General features: G+C 50.5%; 22 protein-coding genes. 9 read left to right on the top strand and 13 right to left on the bottom strand.

Annotated features, from left to right (window positions below; all coding sequences use genetic code 11):
• The first annotated feature begins 6 nt into the window (after positions 1-6).
• Positions 7-1,134 carry a histidine kinase N-terminal domain-containing protein gene (locus tag EDM55_RS19710; RefSeq protein WP_122961153.1) on the top strand — a complete coding sequence of 376 codons (1,128 nt, stop codon included), beginning with the start codon at positions 7-9 and terminating at the stop codon, positions 1,132-1,134.
• Between the two features lie 30 nt (positions 1,135-1,164).
• Here EDM55_RS19710 and EDM55_RS19705 read toward each other — a convergent pair whose 3' ends face one another.
• The 8 genes from EDM55_RS19705 to EDM55_RS19675 form a co-directional block, all read right to left on the bottom strand.
• Complete coding sequence (locus tag EDM55_RS19705) at positions 1,165-2,199, bottom strand: acyltransferase family protein (protein ID WP_122961152.1); 1,035 nt, start codon at positions 2,197-2,199, stop codon at positions 1,165-1,167.
• A gap of 228 nt (positions 2,200-2,427) precedes the next feature.
• Positions 2,428-2,736 (bottom strand): protein YxiS, encoded by a 309-nt coding sequence (gene yxiS, locus EDM55_RS19700; RefSeq protein WP_092273831.1) that lies wholly within the window; start codon positions 2,734-2,736, stop codon positions 2,428-2,430.
• Positions 2,737-2,808: 72 nt separating this feature from the next.
• Positions 2,809-3,012 carry a cold-shock protein gene (locus EDM55_RS19695; RefSeq protein ID WP_092273828.1) on the bottom strand — a complete coding sequence of 68 codons (204 nt, stop codon included), beginning with the start codon at positions 3,010-3,012 and terminating at the stop codon, positions 2,809-2,811.
• 150 nt (positions 3,013-3,162) lie between these two features.
• Positions 3,163-3,432: a response regulator gene (locus tag EDM55_RS31105; RefSeq protein ID WP_246070896.1), complete on the bottom strand. Its 270-nt coding sequence runs from the start codon at positions 3,430-3,432 to the stop codon at positions 3,163-3,165.
• A 7-nt stretch (positions 3,433-3,439) separates the two neighbouring features.
• Positions 3,440-5,518 carry a histidine kinase dimerization/phospho-acceptor domain-containing protein gene (locus EDM55_RS19690; RefSeq protein ID WP_246070886.1) on the bottom strand — a complete coding sequence of 693 codons (2,079 nt, stop codon included), beginning with the start codon at positions 5,516-5,518 and terminating at the stop codon, positions 3,440-3,442.
• Complete coding sequence (locus EDM55_RS19685; protein WP_092273826.1) at positions 5,515-5,877, bottom strand: response regulator transcription factor; 363 nt, start codon at positions 5,875-5,877, stop codon at positions 5,515-5,517. The genes EDM55_RS19690 and EDM55_RS19685 overlap by 4 nt, the downstream gene beginning before the upstream one ends.
• A gap of 24 nt (positions 5,878-5,901) precedes the next feature.
• Positions 5,902-7,512 carry a response regulator gene (locus tag EDM55_RS19680; protein WP_092273823.1) on the bottom strand — a complete coding sequence of 537 codons (1,611 nt, stop codon included), beginning with the start codon at positions 7,510-7,512 and terminating at the stop codon, positions 5,902-5,904.
• Positions 7,513-7,699: 187 nt separating this feature from the next.
• Entirely contained in the window at positions 7,700-8,176 is a 477-nt protein-coding gene (locus EDM55_RS19675; RefSeq protein WP_092273820.1) for a hypothetical protein, read from the bottom strand.
• Positions 8,177-8,272: 96 nt separating this feature from the next.
• Between EDM55_RS19675 and EDM55_RS19670 the strand changes: the two genes are divergently transcribed.
• Both EDM55_RS19670 and EDM55_RS31100 read left to right on the top strand, forming a co-directional pair.
• Positions 8,273-8,473, top strand: coding sequence for a YwbE family protein (locus EDM55_RS19670; RefSeq protein ID WP_092273817.1), 201 nt, complete (start codon positions 8,273-8,275; stop codon positions 8,471-8,473).
• A 66-nt stretch (positions 8,474-8,539) separates the two neighbouring features.
• The gene (locus tag EDM55_RS31100; protein ID WP_258957831.1) at positions 8,540-8,671 is read left to right on the top strand and encodes a hypothetical protein; all 132 of its coding nucleotides are present in this window, start codon (positions 8,540-8,542) and stop codon (positions 8,669-8,671) included.
• A 61-nt stretch (positions 8,672-8,732) separates the two neighbouring features.
• On the opposite strand, the gene EDM55_RS19665 is transcribed toward EDM55_RS31100, so the two are convergent.
• Together EDM55_RS19665 and EDM55_RS19655 are read right to left on the bottom strand one after the other, a co-directional pair.
• Positions 8,733-9,296 carry a cysteine hydrolase family protein gene (locus tag EDM55_RS19665; RefSeq protein ID WP_092273815.1) on the bottom strand — a complete coding sequence of 188 codons (564 nt, stop codon included), beginning with the start codon at positions 9,294-9,296 and terminating at the stop codon, positions 8,733-8,735.
• A gap of 384 nt (positions 9,297-9,680) precedes the next feature.
• The gene (locus tag EDM55_RS19655) at positions 9,681-10,229 is read right to left on the bottom strand and encodes a GbsR/MarR family transcriptional regulator (RefSeq protein ID WP_122961151.1); all 549 of its coding nucleotides are present in this window, start codon (positions 10,227-10,229) and stop codon (positions 9,681-9,683) included.
• Positions 10,230-10,492: 263 nt separating this feature from the next.
• Between EDM55_RS19655 and EDM55_RS19650 the strand changes: the two genes are divergently transcribed.
• Genes EDM55_RS19650 through EDM55_RS19640 form a run of 3 tightly spaced genes read left to right on the top strand, consistent with a single transcriptional unit; the run spans position 10,493 to position 13,496 of the window.
• Entirely contained in the window at positions 10,493-11,716 is a 1,224-nt protein-coding gene (locus tag EDM55_RS19650) for a quaternary amine ABC transporter ATP-binding protein (protein ID WP_092273806.1), read from the top strand.
• Positions 11,716-12,555 carry an ABC transporter permease gene (locus EDM55_RS19645; protein WP_092273803.1) on the top strand — a complete coding sequence of 280 codons (840 nt, stop codon included), beginning with the start codon at positions 11,716-11,718 and terminating at the stop codon, positions 12,553-12,555. Before EDM55_RS19650 ends, EDM55_RS19645 begins: the two co-directional genes overlap by 1 nt.
• 11 nt (positions 12,556-12,566) lie before the next feature.
• Positions 12,567-13,496 (top strand): glycine betaine ABC transporter substrate-binding protein, encoded by a 930-nt coding sequence (locus EDM55_RS19640; protein ID WP_122961150.1) that lies wholly within the window; start codon positions 12,567-12,569, stop codon positions 13,494-13,496.
• A 167-nt stretch (positions 13,497-13,663) separates the two neighbouring features.
• Here the strand turns inward: EDM55_RS19640 and EDM55_RS31095 are convergent, their stop codons facing one another.
• The 3 genes from EDM55_RS31095 to EDM55_RS19630 form a co-directional block, all read right to left on the bottom strand.
• Positions 13,664-14,176 carry a DUF1214 domain-containing protein gene (locus EDM55_RS31095; RefSeq protein WP_246070887.1) on the bottom strand — a complete coding sequence of 171 codons (513 nt, stop codon included), beginning with the start codon at positions 14,174-14,176 and terminating at the stop codon, positions 13,664-13,666.
• A gap of 110 nt (positions 14,177-14,286) precedes the next feature.
• A complete protein-coding gene (locus EDM55_RS31090) occupies positions 14,287-14,907 on the bottom strand; it encodes a DUF1254 domain-containing protein (protein WP_246070888.1) in 621 nt (206 codons plus the stop codon).
• A 98-nt stretch (positions 14,908-15,005) separates the two neighbouring features.
• The gene (locus tag EDM55_RS19630) at positions 15,006-15,932 is read right to left on the bottom strand and encodes an AEC family transporter (protein ID WP_170184368.1); all 927 of its coding nucleotides are present in this window, start codon (positions 15,930-15,932) and stop codon (positions 15,006-15,008) included.
• Between the two features lie 153 nt (positions 15,933-16,085).
• Between EDM55_RS19630 and EDM55_RS19625 the strand changes: the two genes are divergently transcribed.
• The 3 genes from EDM55_RS19625 to EDM55_RS19615 all read left to right on the top strand — a co-directional run bounded on the left by EDM55_RS19625 (position 16,086) and on the right by EDM55_RS19615 (position 18,104).
• Positions 16,086-16,700: a DedA family protein gene (locus EDM55_RS19625; RefSeq protein ID WP_122961149.1), complete on the top strand. Its 615-nt coding sequence runs from the start codon at positions 16,086-16,088 to the stop codon at positions 16,698-16,700.
• Positions 16,701-16,799: 99 nt separating this feature from the next.
• Complete coding sequence (locus EDM55_RS19620) at positions 16,800-17,360, top strand: amine oxidase (RefSeq protein WP_092273791.1); 561 nt, start codon at positions 16,800-16,802, stop codon at positions 17,358-17,360.
• An 84-nt stretch (positions 17,361-17,444) separates the two neighbouring features.
• Positions 17,445-18,104 (top strand): efflux RND transporter periplasmic adaptor subunit, encoded by a 660-nt coding sequence (locus EDM55_RS19615; protein ID WP_092273788.1) that lies wholly within the window; start codon positions 17,445-17,447, stop codon positions 18,102-18,104.

The raw sequence follows: 18,104 nt of genomic DNA, 5'->3' as shown, positions 1-18,104 counted from the left end.
TGGCAGATGAATGAACTGACTACATATTTGGATGAGCATGAAACAGCAATCGTGGAGACGTTTCGAGAACAAGTAGTAGCTTCCGAACACGATCAGTTTAAAGGCTTTATTCATCTCAACGGACAGGCCATGTACAGAATGGTGGTCGGGTATTTTCGCGAGCAAATTACGCATGAGGATATTAAACAGCTAGCGTTTAAAGTTGCCAACGAGCGCAATCAGGCGGACATCAATATCGGGGATTTTGTTTACAATGTCTGCCTAGGACGAAGCCTGATCCTGGAGCTGCTGCAGAAGGGATCCTTTGAACCGTCTATTCTGGTACCCGCAATCGTCAAGATTAACGAGTGCTTTGATGTTTTTCTGGTACACGCCGTATCGAAATATACGGAGCTAAAAAACAACGACTTGGCGGAAAAGAAGCTGTTTATCGAGCGCTCTCACAAAGACCGCCTTACGATTTTGGGACAAATGGCTTCCAGCTTTGTCCATGAGTTCCGGAATCCGCTGACCTCCATTATCGGGTTTTCCAAGCTCCTGAAAGAGGACCATCCGAATCTTCCGTACGTCGACATCATCGTGAATGAGCTGCATCAGCTGAATTATCGGGTCTCGCAATTTTTGCTGGTCTCGAAAAAAGGGGTCATCACACGAAAGAGCGAGGTATTCAATATTCAGCAGCTCTTTGAAGAAATCCTGGCGTTTTTGTACCCGAATATCGTAGACGTCAATGCAGATATTCAGTGCTGGATTGACCCGGAGTGCGAGCTGACCGGCTACCGTGATGAGATCAAGCAGGTCTTCATCAACATCATTTCCAATGCACTGGATGCCCTCTACCGCAAGTCAGGCCAAAAAGTAGTGGGCATACGTGTCTCTCAAGTCAACGGCATCACCCAAATCTCCATCTCGAACAACGGAATCCCGATTCCCCCTGACCTGCTTTCTGTTATTTTCGAGCCGTTTTTTACGACGAAGGAGCTTGGGACAGGGATTGGGCTATACGTCTGCAAGGAGATCATCGAGCGGCACGCAGGAACCATTACCTGCGAGTCCTCTGAAAAAAACACCACGTTTACGATGCAGTTCCAGCCCGCCATGGGACGCATGCACGAAAAAAAGGCCCTCGACTGAGAGGCCTTTTTTCTGTAAAGCATAAGTTCGTTATTGCAGTCTTTCCCTCCGGATTTTCCCCATGCTTGCCCACGCACGCTCCAGTCGCTTGACCAGCTGAACCAGCAGGACGGAAAAGAGAGCGCTGCACACAAAAATTCCAAGCAGGTACAGAAGAGAGTACCAGGTATTCTGAAAGATCCAGGATACTTCGCCAAAGACCTGATAGAAAAAGTCTTTGAACAAAATGAGGAATGCCGAGTGAAACAGGAAGATAAAGTAGGTGAGGCCCTTCCGAAATTTGATATGCAGATGGTCGACCAGCTCCAGGAAAAAGACCATGAGCACAAGGAAAGAAAGCAGTGTTGCAAAAACAAATGTCAGATGAACAGCCACAAAAAGCTTGCTTGAAACGACAAAATAGATCGCAGCCGCAGTAGAAACACCGGTCACCACCATGAGGATGGAGCGGTTGTTCCGTAAAAACGTGAGGATCCACTCCCGATACCAGTAGATCAGATGCCCCATATACAGGGTAAAGATCCAGGTAGGAAGCATATGGCGTGTGGTCAAGCCCAGCCAGCCCTGGTGCAGGTAATGGATGTAGACGTACTGCACAGCGAGCAAGATCCAGATGACGTAAAGGATGTTGCGCTTGGTAATGACATTTCGTAAAAAGTAGGCAACTACATAGTACTGGCAAATCATGAACACGAAGTAAAGATGGTCTCCTGTTTTGCCCAGGACAATGTTGGCGATATCACCCACGGTGTGAGGCATCCCATTTTTCAGCAAGTAATGGTAGAGCACCCCGGATACGAGAAACGGGATGAAGATGTAGATCAGCTTGCTTTTGAAAAACTCGCGAAACGAGGGCTGCTTCTTATCAAACGAGTAGGCAGTCAGATAGCCGGTTGCGATCGTCAAAAGGACGGTGCCGTATCGACTGATCTGATTTAAGGCGACTACCCAAAAAGGATCGTTAAAGTAAAGCACGGAGGCAGTAAAGTGTCCGACTACCACCAAGAAGCTGGAAATCATCTGAATGTAAAACAAGGACTTCAAGATTTTCGAATCCGTATACATAGCATTCTCCATTTATATTTGTCGACTTGCGATCGCTCAAACAATAAACTCCGAATGGCTGACACTGCGGATATCCGACGTATCCCTATACGATAAAAAATGTTTCTTAGAATTATATTTGATTTTACTTGTATGGAAGCATGTAAACATTAGACGGTTTACCTGTACATGGAAGTTGCAAAAGAAACAAAGAAAAAAGCCACACCCGTTTTGTGTGACTTTGCTCCTTTACCCTCTATGCTTTTTTAGCCGTTCCATTTCTTCGCTGACCACAAACGCCAAGTCGTCGTTTCCAAAGAGGGACAGAACCCCGAGCAGGGTGGTATCGGGAATTTCCTCCGCTTCTTCTTTGGGGACGGTATTCTCCATCATCTGTGCTAGCAAAGGGTTTGAGGCCTGATCGGGATAGGCACGACGATAGATTTCCTGTGCATCCAGACCGTGGTTGACACACCACTGAGCGAACACGAGAATCATCATTCCCTCGTCTCGCTGGTAGGCTTGAATCACTTGTTCTTCCATCTCTTTTCGGTTCATGGGCATACTCCTCTAACAAACGTACGTCATGAGTTTATTGTAGGCCCGCTAGGCAAAAAAGAGAAGGCACAATTAGGAATGGCGCTTGCTATGATTTGTTAAAACGGGGAGCATTTTCGTATCCTTCACCATTTGTGACTGACAGAATGGGCAGCTGGGGCTTTCGTCAAAGGAAAAGTTATCTCTCATCCAGCACGTACAGCCATCATTGCTGCACATCCACACATCTGTTTCCTCTTCTTCGACGGGAACGATTGCTTTTTTAGAGAAATACAAATGAACTCCTCCTTTGCAGGGGACTTTTACCTCTATTAATGTGTGATGGAATGCCCGCGAATATACCAAGATTTTCTGGCCTATTGCAATTTTGTACGATACAGAAAAATCATAGTTTCCCATAGACATAACGGGAAGTTTTCTGGAAATTTATCGGGAGAGAAAAAGGCAGTGGATGCAAGCCCACAGGGCAGGAGTGGCCTTGGAGAAAGGATAGACCGTAAAGCCTGAGCCCACCAATTCGTCACGTAACAGCTCCAGCAGGTTCGCGTCATCTTCAATGAGGACGATCTGTCCATTCGGGTGTAGCGGTATCGATTGGAAAGGGGGAGAGAGGCGGTTTTGATCCGCTGACCCAGGACTGCCAGACAACGGCAGCTTGACGGTAAACGTACTGCCAGTCCCTTCCTCCGAGACCACGGTGACTTCACCTTGATGGACGCGCACGATTTCCAGGACGATGGATAGACCCAGGCCAGTTGATCAGCTGATCGATCGCGAATTGCTCTTCCTCATAGGATTGTCGCCCCGATTCCATCCGCTGCAGATCGAGAAAATCATTGATCAGGGCTGTCAGCCGTTTCGCTTCCTGATAGATCGCGGTCATGTAGCGCTGCTGGCGCTCCGGCTTCAGCTCTTTGTTCAGCAGCAGCTCGGCAAATCCGAGTACACTGGCGAGCGGAGTCCGCAGCTCATGGCTAACTGTACTGACGAACTCCGACTTCATCTGGTCGATTTCGTATTCCTTGGTAATATCTCGGTAGACGAGCAGGGTCCCCCATTTTTTCTGATCGCGGAACAAATGCTCTGCATACAGCTGGATGTACCGGACGTGCGGATGAGTAAGCTCGATGAGATGGGTTGCGAATCCGCCTGTGCCATCTTCAGATAGCGCTGTTTTCACGAAAGCGACGAGCTCTTGGTGATCGCATATGAGGCCGTCCATGTGACGGAAGTATCCGGATAGCTCCAACGGCTGACCTGCAGGACACTGATCAAACTGCAGAAGCTCGCGGAAAGTACGGTTCACCTGCACCGTTACACCATTGTTGTCCACGAGCTGAACGCCCTCTTGGATGGTATCGAGCATATCTTGCGTGATCTGGCGCTGCTTTTCCGTCTCCTCGTGCATGGCAAGCTTGTCCAAAGACAACGAGATCTGCTCGGAAAGTCCCATGGCCATTTGCTGCTCCTGAGGGGAGAGAGAACGGCCGATGCGAGAGACGACGATACAGGCGACGAGCTCTTGATCGGCATGCAGCACAGGCAGATACAGCTCGTAGGTCTGCGAATAGGCTTCCTGGTAGCCTCGTTCGGCATCTGTGCTTTCTCGTACAAGCACGTAGGGCTCCCGGGTTTCCTGTACGCGAACGAGCGGGCCGTGATCAAGTCCCCGTAAAAACTGATCCACTCCCAGCTCCGAAACACCAAAGCTGGAGACGTCTTGATCGGTGTTCATCAGGACGATGACACCTTTGTCCGCATCCATCACCTCGACGATGTTCCGGATAATGCTTTGCAGCAGCTCCTGCTTGTCCAGTGTATTGGCAAGCGACTGAATCAGCCGGTTTCTCTTTTGCAGGTAGCGCTCGTTGTCCTCCATCTTGGCGAGTGCTTCCTGCAGCTCCTCCTGCTGCATCATCAGCTCCTCCTGCTGCATCATCAGCTCATCCTGCTGGGCTTGCAGCTCTTCATTTTGTGCCATCAAGGTTTCTTCCTTGACCTGGATTTGCCGGATTAAATAGTCGAGAGAGCGGGCGAGATTTCCGATTTCGTCGACGCGGTGCAGGTCTTGGAAATGGGGAAGCTCCCCGCGGGAAAAGCGATCTGCCTCTACAGAAAGACGTTCGAGAGGGGCGCCGATATCGCGGGTGGTTCGTCTCGTTACCCAGATGGAGAAGATGAGGACGACCACGATGTAGAGGACGAACCATTGGCTTTGGCTGATCACATTGGCGAACAGCGTGCGGTTTTCTTGCAGCAGCAGCTGCTCGTTCTGCTTTTTGTAGTTGGCAGCATAGCTCATCAGGTTATTTACTTCCTGATTCACGCCACTCGACGAAAACGCACGGAGCGCTTCGTAATCTCCTGCTTTTGCGTACCCAGATGCCAGCGGAAAGATGTTCGTGAAAAAGTTGCTCTGAAACGACTCGATCGAGGAGACAACGACCTGCTCCTGTGAGGTGAGCGGCAGCTTTTTATAGGCGGCGATCGCCTGCTCCAGCTTTTGCTTTTCCACGAACAATTGGTTGTATTCATTCGGATTTAAAAAGGCGTAATAGCCCCGTGCACGAAAAAAGATCTGGTTCGTGTGTTCGACGATTTGTTCCACGAGCACGCGCTTTTCCATGGAAGCTTTGAGTGTTGTCTGATATTGAGAGAAGGAGGAGTCGTTCATGTACAGCACGATGACTGCCCCGGCAACCAGAAGCGACAGAAGCGTAAGCATCATGGCAGTGAAGCGGCGAGTGATGCTTTTTTTCAAGATCTGCCTGATTTCGCTCATGAAAGCATGTCCTCCACGACCCGTACCAGCTCCATCGGGCTAAACGGCTTGGGAATGAAGGCATCCGCGCCCGCTGCACGCATTTTTTCCTGCTCGGCATGCTGGCTTTTCGCGGAGAGGATCATGATTTTGCAGCTGCCTTTCTCCGGAATGTGTTTGATGTGGAGCAAGACCTCGTAGCCAGTCAGCTTGGGCATCATGTAATCCAAAATGATCAGGTCGTAGTGGCTTTGCTCGATCCTTTGCAAGGCTTCCTCTCCATCACAGGCGATGTCCAGCTGATGGCCCTCGTCCTCCAGCGTATCGCCGATCAGCATGCGCAGGACAGGCTCGTCTTCCGCAAGTAATATATGCGCCATAAGTCTTCACTCCAACTTGTTCTCCTAAACCATTCGTTTGACCAGCCGCTTGATCCGTGCTTCCAATTCCTTAGGACTGAAAGGCTTGGTCATGTAATCATCTGCTCCCAGCTGCAGAGCCCGGACAATATCATGTTCCTCGGTCCTGCCCGTCAGCATGATGACGGTAAAGTGCTTGCTATTGGGCAAAGCGCGAATTCGCTGCAGCACTTCCAGACCGTCCATCATCGGCATGATGCCATCCAGGATGACGAGATAAGGCTCAGGTCCCCGGTGCCAATCTCCCTGGAAAAAGATTTCGCCGTCTCGGAACTCCTGAATATCGGCATGGATCCAGCCCTCAAAGCCGGCCTTCACGGATTCGGTCAGCATCGTGCGAATCATCGGATCGTCATCGATGATGGCCACCTTGAGCTTGATTTGTGGAGCGGCGTCTGTTTCGGAGAGAACAGCTTCCTCGATGCGGCAGCGCCCCAAGCTTTTTGCTTTATATAAAGAAGTATCGGCAACCTCCAGCCAATAAGGAAACGGTTTTTCCGCATCTGTTATTTGTACGACGCCTGCGGAAAAGCTCAAGGAAAAGGGACCGCTGGCGGATTCAAAGGTCAGGGTGCAAAACTCGTCAAGCATCTGCTGCATGCGCAGCTTCGCCTCTGCTACCGCCGTTTGCGGCATCAGGAGAATGAATTCCTCGCCGCCATAGCGAAACAGGATGTCGTTCTTGGCTGCACTGCTTTGGATAAAGGAAGCGAACCGGCTCAGGACATCATCCCCGACCAGATGCCCGTATGTATCGTTCACTTTTTTGAAATGGTCGATGTCCAAAAAAGCGAGCGACAAAGGAGCATCGGCCCGCATCGCATCGCCCAGCAGCCGCTGGTAGGTATCCAGCAGAAAATTGCGATTGTAGGCGCCGGTCAGCTCATCCAGAAACAAGATCCGGTTTACCCAGCGCTTGCGGTATAATTGACGTTCCAGACGCACGGCCAGCACCTCCATATCAAGTGGCTTGGACATGACATCGTCGGCACCCATGCGGTAGGCACGCAGCCGGGTTTCGCGCTCACTGTTCACGCTGATGACCGTCGTCGGGACAAATTGTTTTCGGATCTTTTCGCCGAGTGTTTGCATGTTTTGAAAGCCGCCTGTTTCGGGGATGTTGAGATCGACAATGAGACAGTCGGGATTCATGTCGTGAAAATAGTCCAAAGCTTTATGCGGATGTACGGTAGCGATGACGGACCAGTTGCGCTTCTCCAAATATTCTTTTACATACATCAATAAGGTGACATCATCATCTAATATCAACACGAGAGGCTGGCTTTCGTAGCAGTTTTCCCGTGAATGGTTCGGATTGTCCAATAGCAGGTCTTGTTCCGTGCGCTGTTCATAGCATAAAGTGATCAGCGCTAGCAAAAATTCACGCCACTCAGCAGGTTGCCACTTTTTGGGCGGCATCGCTTCCAGCTTGTCCAGAAGCGTCTGGGACAGCTGGGACAAATCGGTGAGTCCAATTGTTCCTGAGGTTCCTTTTAAGGAATGCAGAAACCGGTATAATTCTTCATGGGGGAGATCGAACCACGCCTCCAGCTGCCTGTGAATCTGGGTCATGAGTGCTTCTCGATACTTCATCATGCCGTACGATCCCCCTGTAGTCTGGTGAACCCAAGCAGTCAGGGTAGACTGCTTGGCCAATTGTTTCCACGTTTATGTTTTGGTATGGTACATCTAGCGAGTGAAAAATGTGCTGTTGCTGGAGAGTTAATCCCGTGCAGGGGGAGAAGGTCAGGAAGAGGGAATTGGGACACAGGTGCGAAAAGCGTTATTGACGGCTAAACCCTTCTTCTTTCAAGTAGTTCTCTGCTTCCACATACGATTCAAAGGAAGCTTCCAGGTTCAAGCCATGGTAGACGTTCCACAGTGAGTCTTCCTGCTGGAGCTGCAAGGTGTTGTTTTGCTTGTCGATCCACGTTTCCGCAAGCTCCTGCTTGCCAGCGTTTGCTTGTGGAGCGACTGGACGAGCGTGAGACAGCATTTCGATGGAAGCTTCGATGATGGTTCGCAGCTCCTCTGCCGAGAAATCGCGAATGTTGACCAGGCCTTTGTCATCTTTGCGATAGCCTTTCAAGAACGCACCATATACGAAGCCGTTGCCATTCGGATGGAGATGGTACACGACTGTTTTTTTCTCGTGCAAACTGCCTTCATAATGAAAGTTCACCCGCTTCAGAGAGACATCATTGCGCGTCAGCTGCGGGAAAGATTCAATAATCGCCAGTTTTTCTTCAAAAGTAAGCATGGATTCCTCCGATGAGATAGTTTTGTTTGTCGATTATATCATAGCTTATGGAAAGAACGAAAAAGATCGTGGATTGTCGAAAAAGGAGAAGAAATGATGAACGGAAAAAATCGCAAAGACATCGCAGCAGGTCTCGAGGTCGATATTGTATTGAAGCAGGATCAACGCACAGGGAAGCGTACGCGGGGAATCGTCAAAGATATATTGACCAATTCCGGCACACATCCGCACGGCATCAAGGTACGACTCACGGATGGCCAGGTCGGCAGGGTGCAGGAGATCTATCCCAAGCGCTAGGGAAGGACAGGAGGAGAGCCAAATGGGTGTGAAAATCGAAGACATTCGTATCGATTACGAGTCCTTGTGCCTGACCAGGAGCGGCAGGATACATTCATTGAAACCAACGGGACGGCGAAAACCACGAGGCAGATCGAGTCGGATGCAGAGCTGGAGCAGCTTCTGCACAACAGCTTTGGGCTTGCCAAAGAAAAGTAGGGCATAGAAAAACGGGCAAAGCCACAGGGGGCAGCCCGTTTTTTATCTTCCATTATTCTGTCTAGCGGTAAGAGTCGTGACTTGGCACGAGTACGTCTTCTTCTGAAGGGCGCACGATAATGAACGGATGCAGATTGCTCAAACCGTGCAAGCAGGTGTTGTGATGAGCGACGATTTGCTCTCCGCGCAGGGCGGCATTGTCCGATGTCGAGTGTCCGTCTTTGACCAGTGTAACGTCGTAGCCGAGTGTCGTGGCTTTGCGGCAGGCGCTGTCGATGCAATACTCGGTTTTGCAGCCGGTGATCACCAGGTGGGTGACCCCGAGTTCCTGCAGCTGCTCGTGCAAGTCAGTGCCATGAAAGGAATCCGTCGCGCGTTTCCAGACGACCGGCTCATTCGGGAGAGGGGAGAGGGACGGATGAATGGCAAATGCCTCTTCGCCAAGTCCATCTCGCACATCTTCATCCTGTACAAACAAAACAGGGATCGAGCGTGTACGCGCTTGCTCGATCAGAGCTTGAATGGTGTGGACCAACGAGTCTTTTGCAAATACGGAATCGTTGTTGGTGCCCTCGATGATTCCGACCTGGGCATCGATAACGAGCAGAGCTGTCTTGTGGTTCATGAACATCCTCCTAGGTGGAGGGGGAGATTAGCGGTGCAGCTCCCCCTCCTGCGTGTTTTTCAATTCGATAGCTGTATGAGTATTCCGAAGATTGATTGTGTTCATATTCGCCAACTCCTTTCTTCATATAAACGATACAAATCTGCAGAAATCTGGCAAGCAGCCAGCCTGCAAAAGAAGTATAGCATGAAGATACTGGAAGTTATAGACAAAAAAGACCAGCTCTCGACCTTTTACGGTGTACGAGCTGGTCTTTCTTGAACGTATAGGAATTTATAAGCGTAAGGCTTATGAATTCCGGAGCGCATGAAAACTTTCCGCTAAAACGCGGTCGCTCCTCCTCGAACTGGCCTCGATAGAGGTTTTCTTATGCTTGGGCAAAGTCTATGACTCAATTTCCTCTTTCGGTACAAACTGAAAGATATCGTGTGACTCAAAGGAATCGATCAACCGGGACAGCCAATGGTAGTACTCCAGCCCATTCTCGATGCGCTCGATGCTGAGTTTGACACGTTCTTTGTCTTCATCCGAGAGACCTTCTGCTTCGAGGAGGGCATTCAGCTCCTGCAGTGACTTTTTCAGGCTCATGCCGTTTTGCTCGCAAGCGTGTCTCCATTTTACGGAGAAGAGATCGATGAAGTTCTGGTACCAGTCCAGATTGACTTCATAATGATCCTTTCTCGTTCCTTTTTTCCATATCTTTTCTACCATATTTAAGTCCATTAACGTACGAACGCCGGTACTCATGCTGGTCTTGCTCATTCCGAGCGCTTCACCCATTTCATCGAGCGTCATGGACTTGTCCTGAAACAGCAACGTGCCATACAACAGTCCTGTCGACATGGTAATACCGTACAAATCCATGTTCCGAGCAAGTGTCTCGATCACGCGTTCCTGGGCTTTTTCAAGGATTCTTTCCTGTTTGGTATCCATTTTGAAAAAAGCAGCTCCTCTGGTGTTTCAATTGTAACCTGTTTAAGATTGTACGTTTCTAACTGGGAAAAGTAAATGGAGATATTGTACAGTATATACGAGTTATTCTGCGAATACGGTAAGAAAAGTACGTAAAGTTTTTTCTGAACGCTAAAAATGCCCGATTATCGGTCCTCACCCAATTTGAGGGAAAAATGAAGCCCCGATACAATTGTAAGGGTAGTGATCGTCCGGAATACGGGCAGAAAGTTGGAGGTGACCATATGCCCAAGATTACTGTAGAAAACTTGACGAAGATCTTTGGACGCCAGCCAGGGCGCGCGTTACCTCTCGTAAAGCAGGGAAAGACCAAAGGGGAAATATTGAAAGAAACCGGTCTGACTCTCGGGGTAAATCAAGCGAGCTTTGAAGTGCATGCGGGTGAGATTTTTGTCATCATGGGGCTCTCGGGTAGCGGGAAGTCCACCTTGGTCCGGTTGTTGAACCGCTTGATCGAACCAACGGAGGGCAAAATTCTGATTGACGGTGTAGACATCGTCAGTATGAATGCAGAGCAGCTTCAGCAAGTCAGACGTAAAAAGCTAGGAATGGTCTTTCAGAAATTCGCATTGTTTCCGCACAGAACGGTGCTGGAAAATGCGGCTTACGGTTTGGAAATCCAAAATATGCCGAAGAGCGAACGGGAACAGAGAGCCAAAGAGTCGCTCACACTCGTTGGACTCGGCGGCTGGGAGCAGAGCTATCCCGACCAGCTGTCCGGGGGGATGCAGCAGCGTGTGGGTCTGGCACGGGCACTGGCCAATGATCCTGATGTGCTGTTGATGGACGAGGCATTCAGCGCACTCGATCCACTCATTCGCAAAGACATGCAGGATGAGCTGCTGGAATTGCAGAGCTCGATGCAGCGAACCATCATCTTTATTACGCATGATCTGGATGAAGCACTGAAAATCGGGGATCGCATCGCCCTGATGAAGGATGGAGCGATCGTACAAATTGGTACGCCGGAAGAAATCATGACGAATCCAGCCAATGAGTACGTAGAGCGCTTCGTGGAAGATGTGGATCGCTCGAAAGTCCTGTCGGCTGAGCATGTCATGAAGCGGGCGGAGACGATTACACTGGATCGCGGACCGAGTGTCGCCTTGCAGCTGATGCGGGACCGAGGCGTATCCAGCTTGTATGTCGTCGATCGGAAAAAGACGCTGCTCGGGGTACTCACAGCCGATGCCGTTAACGATGCGAAGATGCACGGCAAAACGCTCGAAGAAGTCATGCGCAGAGACGTGCCAAAGGTGGGGCCGCAGACATTGCTAAACGAGCTGTTTGACCTCGTGGCGTTCTCCGATATCCCCGTCTCCGTGATCGGTGAGCATGATCGTTTGCTGGGGATCATCGTAAAAGGAGCCGTATTGGGCGGCCTGGCAGGGAAAGTCAATCAGGAAAGTACACTGCCGACTGAAGAAGAAGGGCAGGTGAAAGTATAATGAGTCAACTATTTCCAAAGCTGCCTCTCGACGAGTGGATTGAGGTCATCGTCGACGGGCTGGACGAAAATTTGGGGTTTGTGTTTGACCTGATATCCGCAGCCATCGGAGGGACAGTCGATCTGTTCAATGCGATCCTGACAGGACTGCCGTTTTGGCTTGTCATTATCCTGTTTGTGCTGATGGCCTATCGGGCAGGAAGATGGACGATGGCTCTTTTTACCTTCATTGGCTTATTGCTGATTCAAAACCTGGGTTACTGGGAGCACTCGATGGAAACACTTGCGCTGGTGTTGACCGCCGCTTTGATATCCGTCGTCATCGGGATTCCGATGGGGATCTGGTGCGCGAAAAACGAATCGGTGCAGAAAGTCGTCACGCCGTTGCTCGACTTCATGCAGACGATGCCGGCCTTTGTGTATTTGATTCCCGCCATCTTTTTCTTCGGGCTGGGGAAGGTACCAGGTGTGATCGCTTCGGTGATCTTTGCGATGCCGCCGACGATCCGCCTGACCAATCTGGGGATTCGCCAAGTCCCTGCTGATTTGATTGAGGCTTCCGATGCTTTCGGATCGACCTACTGGCAAAAACTGACGAAAGTACAGCTGCCGATTGCGAAAACGACGATGATGGCAGGGATCAACCAGAGCATCATGCTGGCACTGTCCATGGTCGTGATCGCTTCCATGATTGGAGCGAAAGGATTGGGTGCGGATGTATACCGCGCCGTGACGCAGATCAATATCGGTCAAGGCTTTGAAGCAGGTCTCGCGATTGTGATCATGGCGATTTTGCTGGATCGCATCACGCAAGGGGTGGGAAAGAGAAAAAACGCGTAGGAGGGGTTTTTATGAAAAAGGTAACCATGATCAAAGGATTGGCAGTCGCACTGGGGATGAGCATGTTTCTAGCGGGATGCGGAAGCAGTAACACACCGCAGGAGGGCAGCCAGCCGCCAGCAGGAAATACGGAATCGGCTCAAGGCAGTGTCGGTGAGCAAGTCGATCACAAAATTATCGGTATTGACCCAGGTGCCGGTTTGATGAAAGCAACGGAAAAAGCGATAAAAGACTACGACCTGCAAGGGTGGGAGCTGGTTGAGGGCTCGAGCGCAGCCATGACAGCAGAACTGACACAGGCGTACAAGGATAAGAAGCCAATTATCGTGACGGGATGGACACCGCACTGGATGTTCTCCAAATTCGAGATGAAGTACCTCGAGGACCCAAAAGGCGCTTACGGCAAGGATGAGCAAATTCACACCATCGTCCGTAAAGGTCTGAAAGAGGATCAACCGAGCGCGTATGCTTTCCTGGACAAGTTCGAGTGGAAGCCAGAGGATATGGAAAAGGTTATGCTCGACATCGCGGACGGGAAAAAGCCGGAGGAAGCTGCGGCGCAGTGGGTGAAAAACAACGAGGAAACCGTCAACAAATGGGTTGAGGGCATCCAGCCTGCTGAAGGCAAAAAGCTGACACTCGCCTATGTGGCATGGGATTCCGAGATTGCCAGCACGAACGTCGTGAAAGCCGTTTTGGAGCAAAAGCTGAAGTATCAGGTAGAGCTGAGCCAAGTGGAGGCAGGCCCAATGTGGGTAGGTGTATCCAATGGTGACGTGGACGGTATGGTAGCGGCTTGGCTGCCGACGACACATGAAGACTACTTTAAGAAATTGGGCGAAAATGTAGAGGATCTCGGTCCAAACCTGAACGGTACCAAGCTGGGGCTGGCAGTTCCAACCTACATGAACGTAAACTCCATCGAAGATCTGAAGAAGTAAGCCAGTAAAGTCAGTATGACTATTTCTCCAACCTCTAGTAATGAAGCCTCGGCTCGAACTTGTTTCGGGACCGAGGCTTCTTTTTGCGCAACGAAAAAAGCCGTGTCCGCCGCTTGCAATAGCAGGGACAGACAGCTTACTCGTGCATAGCTTTTTAAAAATGGTGACTAACGGCTTTCACGCACAGGCGGCCAAGCATGTCGTGGACCCAATGAGCCGGAGATAGGTGCAAAGACGCGTAGAACAAGATTGAAATTTCCTGCCGGAGTAGGCAGCCAGTTCGCATGTGGATCCCGGGGAGGTGACTTTTGCAGCACGATGTCGAGAGAGCCGTCCGGACCTAGCTTCAAGGTGCCGTTGTTGCTGCGTACCGAGGCGCGGCCAGCTTCTGTTTTTGCTAGAAACAGCTCGTTGTCGTAGACGTTGATTGACCAAAGGGCTGTCGTCTTGGGGAGCTGGTCACGGTCAAAATGCAGCGTATACGATTTCTCGCCCGCAAGAAGCCGGTTTTGTCCGTCCGTATAGGCACGAAAGTAGGCTTCCTCTTCTGGAACGTTGGCACCGATACCGGAGTAGGCAATGAAGGCGCGTGCGAGAAATTGATCACCGTATGTGCCGATAGGGAAAAAAGAGCCCCAGCCGTTTCGGACAGTCGTGTAAGGAAGAAAACCGTTTTCCACGACAGATGGACCGTCCTGCAAAGCGCGCAGCAGACCTGCCCGGCTCGCCGGATCGATCTGAGCGGGATCAAACCCATTTTGTACATCGATTCCTGCCAGAGCAAACTGATTCAGCAGAACAAAGTCACAGGCAGGGGGTGGATTTTTGCGAATCCCACGCGCCCCAAGAGCCAGACGGTATTGGTCGGCGCGTAGATTTTATGGATGCCTGCAGGCAGTGGTCCTCTCCAATCGGGGCCGACGATGACACTTTGCCTGGCCTGCTGCTTCGTAGCGCGATTGGATTCATTGTGAAAGGTATTTGTATAGGCATCCAGCATTTGTACCGTATAGTAGCGGTTTTGCGGATTATCGGGTACCTGGAGGAGGACAGGGGTGCGGGACAAATCCAGCCAAGCGTTCAGATAAAGCGTATCCGAGTTTGGCGTAACGATGGTCCGAAAGCTGGGCGTCGCTACGGCATCCATGTAGACGAACTGGCTGAGCGGGGCCGGCTGGTTTGTCATCTCTCCCATCGTTTTGGCAACGAGGACGAGGGGATAGCCGTAGATGTAGGCTTGGAGCCCTAGCGCATACGCGAAATTTTCCCGTGATTGCACGAGCTGCTGGGTTCGGCTATCCGGTTTTTTCGAGTCCCAGGCTGCGAGCACGCGGGGAGCAGGCTGGATTGTGAACGCAATGAGCGACAAGAGGCAGAAAGTCAGCAGGCTGTAGCGGATGTATCTCTTCATAAAAAAGCAGTCCCCCCTCGAAAGACGGAAAATGATGGTCCAACCGTATTCTTCGCGGAGGAGGGGCTTTTATGCACATAGCGGCGGCTAGGAGAGTGTCACGGAAACAGTGAGCCTGCGAGCGAGATGCAGAGGGTGAGTGTAATCGTACTCAGCAGCGTGGAGACAAGCACGGCTTGGGCAGCGAATTCCGGTTCGTTGTTGTATTCCAGTGCCAGGGCTGCACTATTTCGTGAAGTGGGGATGGCGCTGGCAATGAAGAGAGCTTGTGCCGTAATGCCATCGAGTCCGAGGAGCGTAATTACCCCATACGCAACGATGGGAGAGACAATCAAACGCAAGAAGCTGCTCGCCACAACCAGCCACGTATTCTTTTTCAGAGCTACAGAAGCGATTTGCGCGCCGATGCTGACCAGTGCTATGGCGAGCATGCCATTGGCTGCCTGCTTGGCTGGTACCCACAAAAAGTCAGGGACAGAAAGCTGCAGAAGATTGCACAGCAGGCCAAGAATGATCGCATACAAAACGGGAAGCCGAAAAAAGTGACGAATCGAGCCGAGCAAGCCCTTTGTGGCAGCACTTGCTTTAAGCAGTCCAAAGGTAAAGGTCACCAAAATCTCAAATACGACGACAACAATCTGAATGGACATAGCGAGTGGATCGTGGCGAAAAGCGAGATCGTTTACAGGGATTCCGATATTTCCGTTGTTGGTGAGAACCACGCTGTTCGAGAAGCTGGCGGAAAATCCTTTGGAAAAGCGAAACAGCCTGCTGATACCTTCTGTGAGGATCAGCAGCAAGACAAACTGCAGCAGCAAAAAACCAATCACCTGCAAAAGCAGGGCAAAAGACAGCTTCGCTTCATAGATTTTTACGAAAGCGATCGCCGGGACAAAAAAATAAAGAATGAGCTTGGACAAAGTATTCATATCCAAACGAAAAGCGCGATGAAGGATGGCGCCGATCCCGATCAGTACGACGATAGGGGCAATGATCTGGCCGGAGGTAGTGAGAAAGACAGACATGGTATTCCTCGTTTCTTCAAAATAGAATTCAGATGATTGGAAAGAATTGTACTCCTCGGGTAATAGAAAGGGAAGGCTGTTTTTCTCGGCAAGGGGGAAAAAAGCGAGCATGATGTCGAATGTGGGAAGAATAGGATGTAAAAGGACAAGGAGATGGAGGTAGCTGTGGAACATCATTTGGATTTGTTTTTGATGAAATACGGATATGTAGGGATCTTTTTTGCCTTGGCGCTAGGTGTCTTGGGGGTGCCCATCCCGGACGAGGTGTTGATGACCTACGCGGGGTATGCCGTTTCCCGTGGGGTTCTGCAGATGCCGTACACGCTCCTAAGCGCTTTTTTAGGTGCGTCAGCAGGCATTTCCATCAGCTATGCTATTGGATTGAAATGGGGACTGCCGCTGCTGATCAAGGTAGGTCCTTATTTGCACATTTCGCCGAAACGAATCGAGTCCACGCAGAAGCTGTTTGCCCGCTACGGGTCGTACTTGCTGCTGATTGGCTATTTCTTACCGGGTGTCCGACACATTACCGCTTATTTGGCAGGGATCGCTTCCATGGATTTTCGGCGCTTTGCCGGATTTTCTTACGCTGGTGCATTGATCTGGAGTCTGACCTTTTTGCTATTGGGAAGGACGCTGGAGCGGGAGTGGTTCAAGGTAGTTGTCTACATTCGCCACTACGGCTTGACCTTTTTGCTGATTGCCGCTGCGCTCGGTCTGGCTACCTACCTCATTGTAAAATGGCGGCAAAACATAAAAGCCGGTTGAAAGAAAAAGGACAGGAATGGAAAAAATAAGTCTTTACAAACCGTCGGTCGGTTTGTAAAATGACAACATAAAGAACGAATCGAGGAGTGAGTGTCCGTCATGATTCAAACCTTATTTTGGATTTTCGTTGATCTGATTCCCTTTTTTGTCGCCTTTCAAGTAGAACCGCCTGCGCTTGGGCTTACGATCGGCTTTGTGCTCTCCGTTTTGATCTACCTGTTTCAAAAGAAGAAATTCGGGGAAGTCACAACGATCATCCGAATCAAAGTCTATTACTTTTTCTTTGGCATCTGGGTTGCCCTGCTGCTTCCATCGTTTCATCTGTTCGACTTCACACAGCTGTTCATGTACGGGATTTTAACACTGGCATCCGCCATTTCTCTCGTGATCAAAAAGCCTTTTACCCTCCAGTACGCCAAAAAAGTAGTACCGGAAGCATTTACAACACATCGCCTGTTCTACCTCTCCAACTTTTGGCTGACGCTTATCTGGGCGGTTGCCTTCGCCTTATCCTTGATCTGCTCGGCTTTGTATGCGATGAGAATCATCTCGGGAGAGGCAGGCGTCACGCTGGTGCACGTGTGGAATATGATCGGCTTGGCAGCTACGATTTTGGTACGCCCGATCGTCAAACGCTTTTTCTTGAATAGGCAAGGATAACGAGAGAGCTGATGAAAAAAGCTCTTCCTTTTTCGGAAATCAACAAACCGCCAGTCGGTATGCAAAGAAAGGCAGGGAGCTTCATTGGAAAAGAAAAAGCCCAAAAAACAGAAGGTCATCCTACTGGCAGTTCTCATGGTGGTCGCTATCGTCGTCGGCTACTACGGCTATCAAGGGTATTTCTACGTGAAAACAGAGGATGCGATGGTAACAGGCGACATCTATAAAATAGCTCCCAAAGTCGCTGGAAAGCTCAAAAGCGTCCGGATCGACGAGGGGAGCGAGGTACAAAGCGGCCAAATCATTGCGGAGCAGGAGCAGGTGAATGCCACGAGCAGCGTGCAGCTGGAAAACACGGCTATCCGTTCGCCGATCACCGGGGTCATTTTGCAGCGAGCGGCCAAAGAAGGAGAAGTGGTCGGAGCAGGCAATACTGTTGCGCTGGTCGTCGATAAACACCAGCTGTACGTGCAGGCGAATGTGGAAGAGACTGATGCCGGCTACATTGCGCTCGGGCAAAAGGTAGAAATCGAGCTGGATATGTACCCGGGACGTACGTTCACGGGGACGGTCACGAAAATCGGGGAAGCGACGCAATCCACGTTTTCCTTGCTGCCGCCCACCAATGCCGGGGGGAATTTCACCAAGGTGACGCAGCGCATTCCGATCAAGATCGCCTTTACGGAAGGACCGTATGATTTTCAGCCTGGCTTGAATGCAAAAGTCAAGATTCACGTGAGATAA

It is taken from the genome of Brevibacillus centrosporus (genome assembly GCF_003710815.1).
Classification (GTDB): domain Bacteria; phylum Bacillota; class Bacilli; order Brevibacillales; family Brevibacillaceae; genus Brevibacillus; species Brevibacillus centrosporus.
The sequence above is the reverse complement of the archived record's forward strand: the minus strand, read 5'-3'. Positions and strand labels throughout refer to the sequence as shown.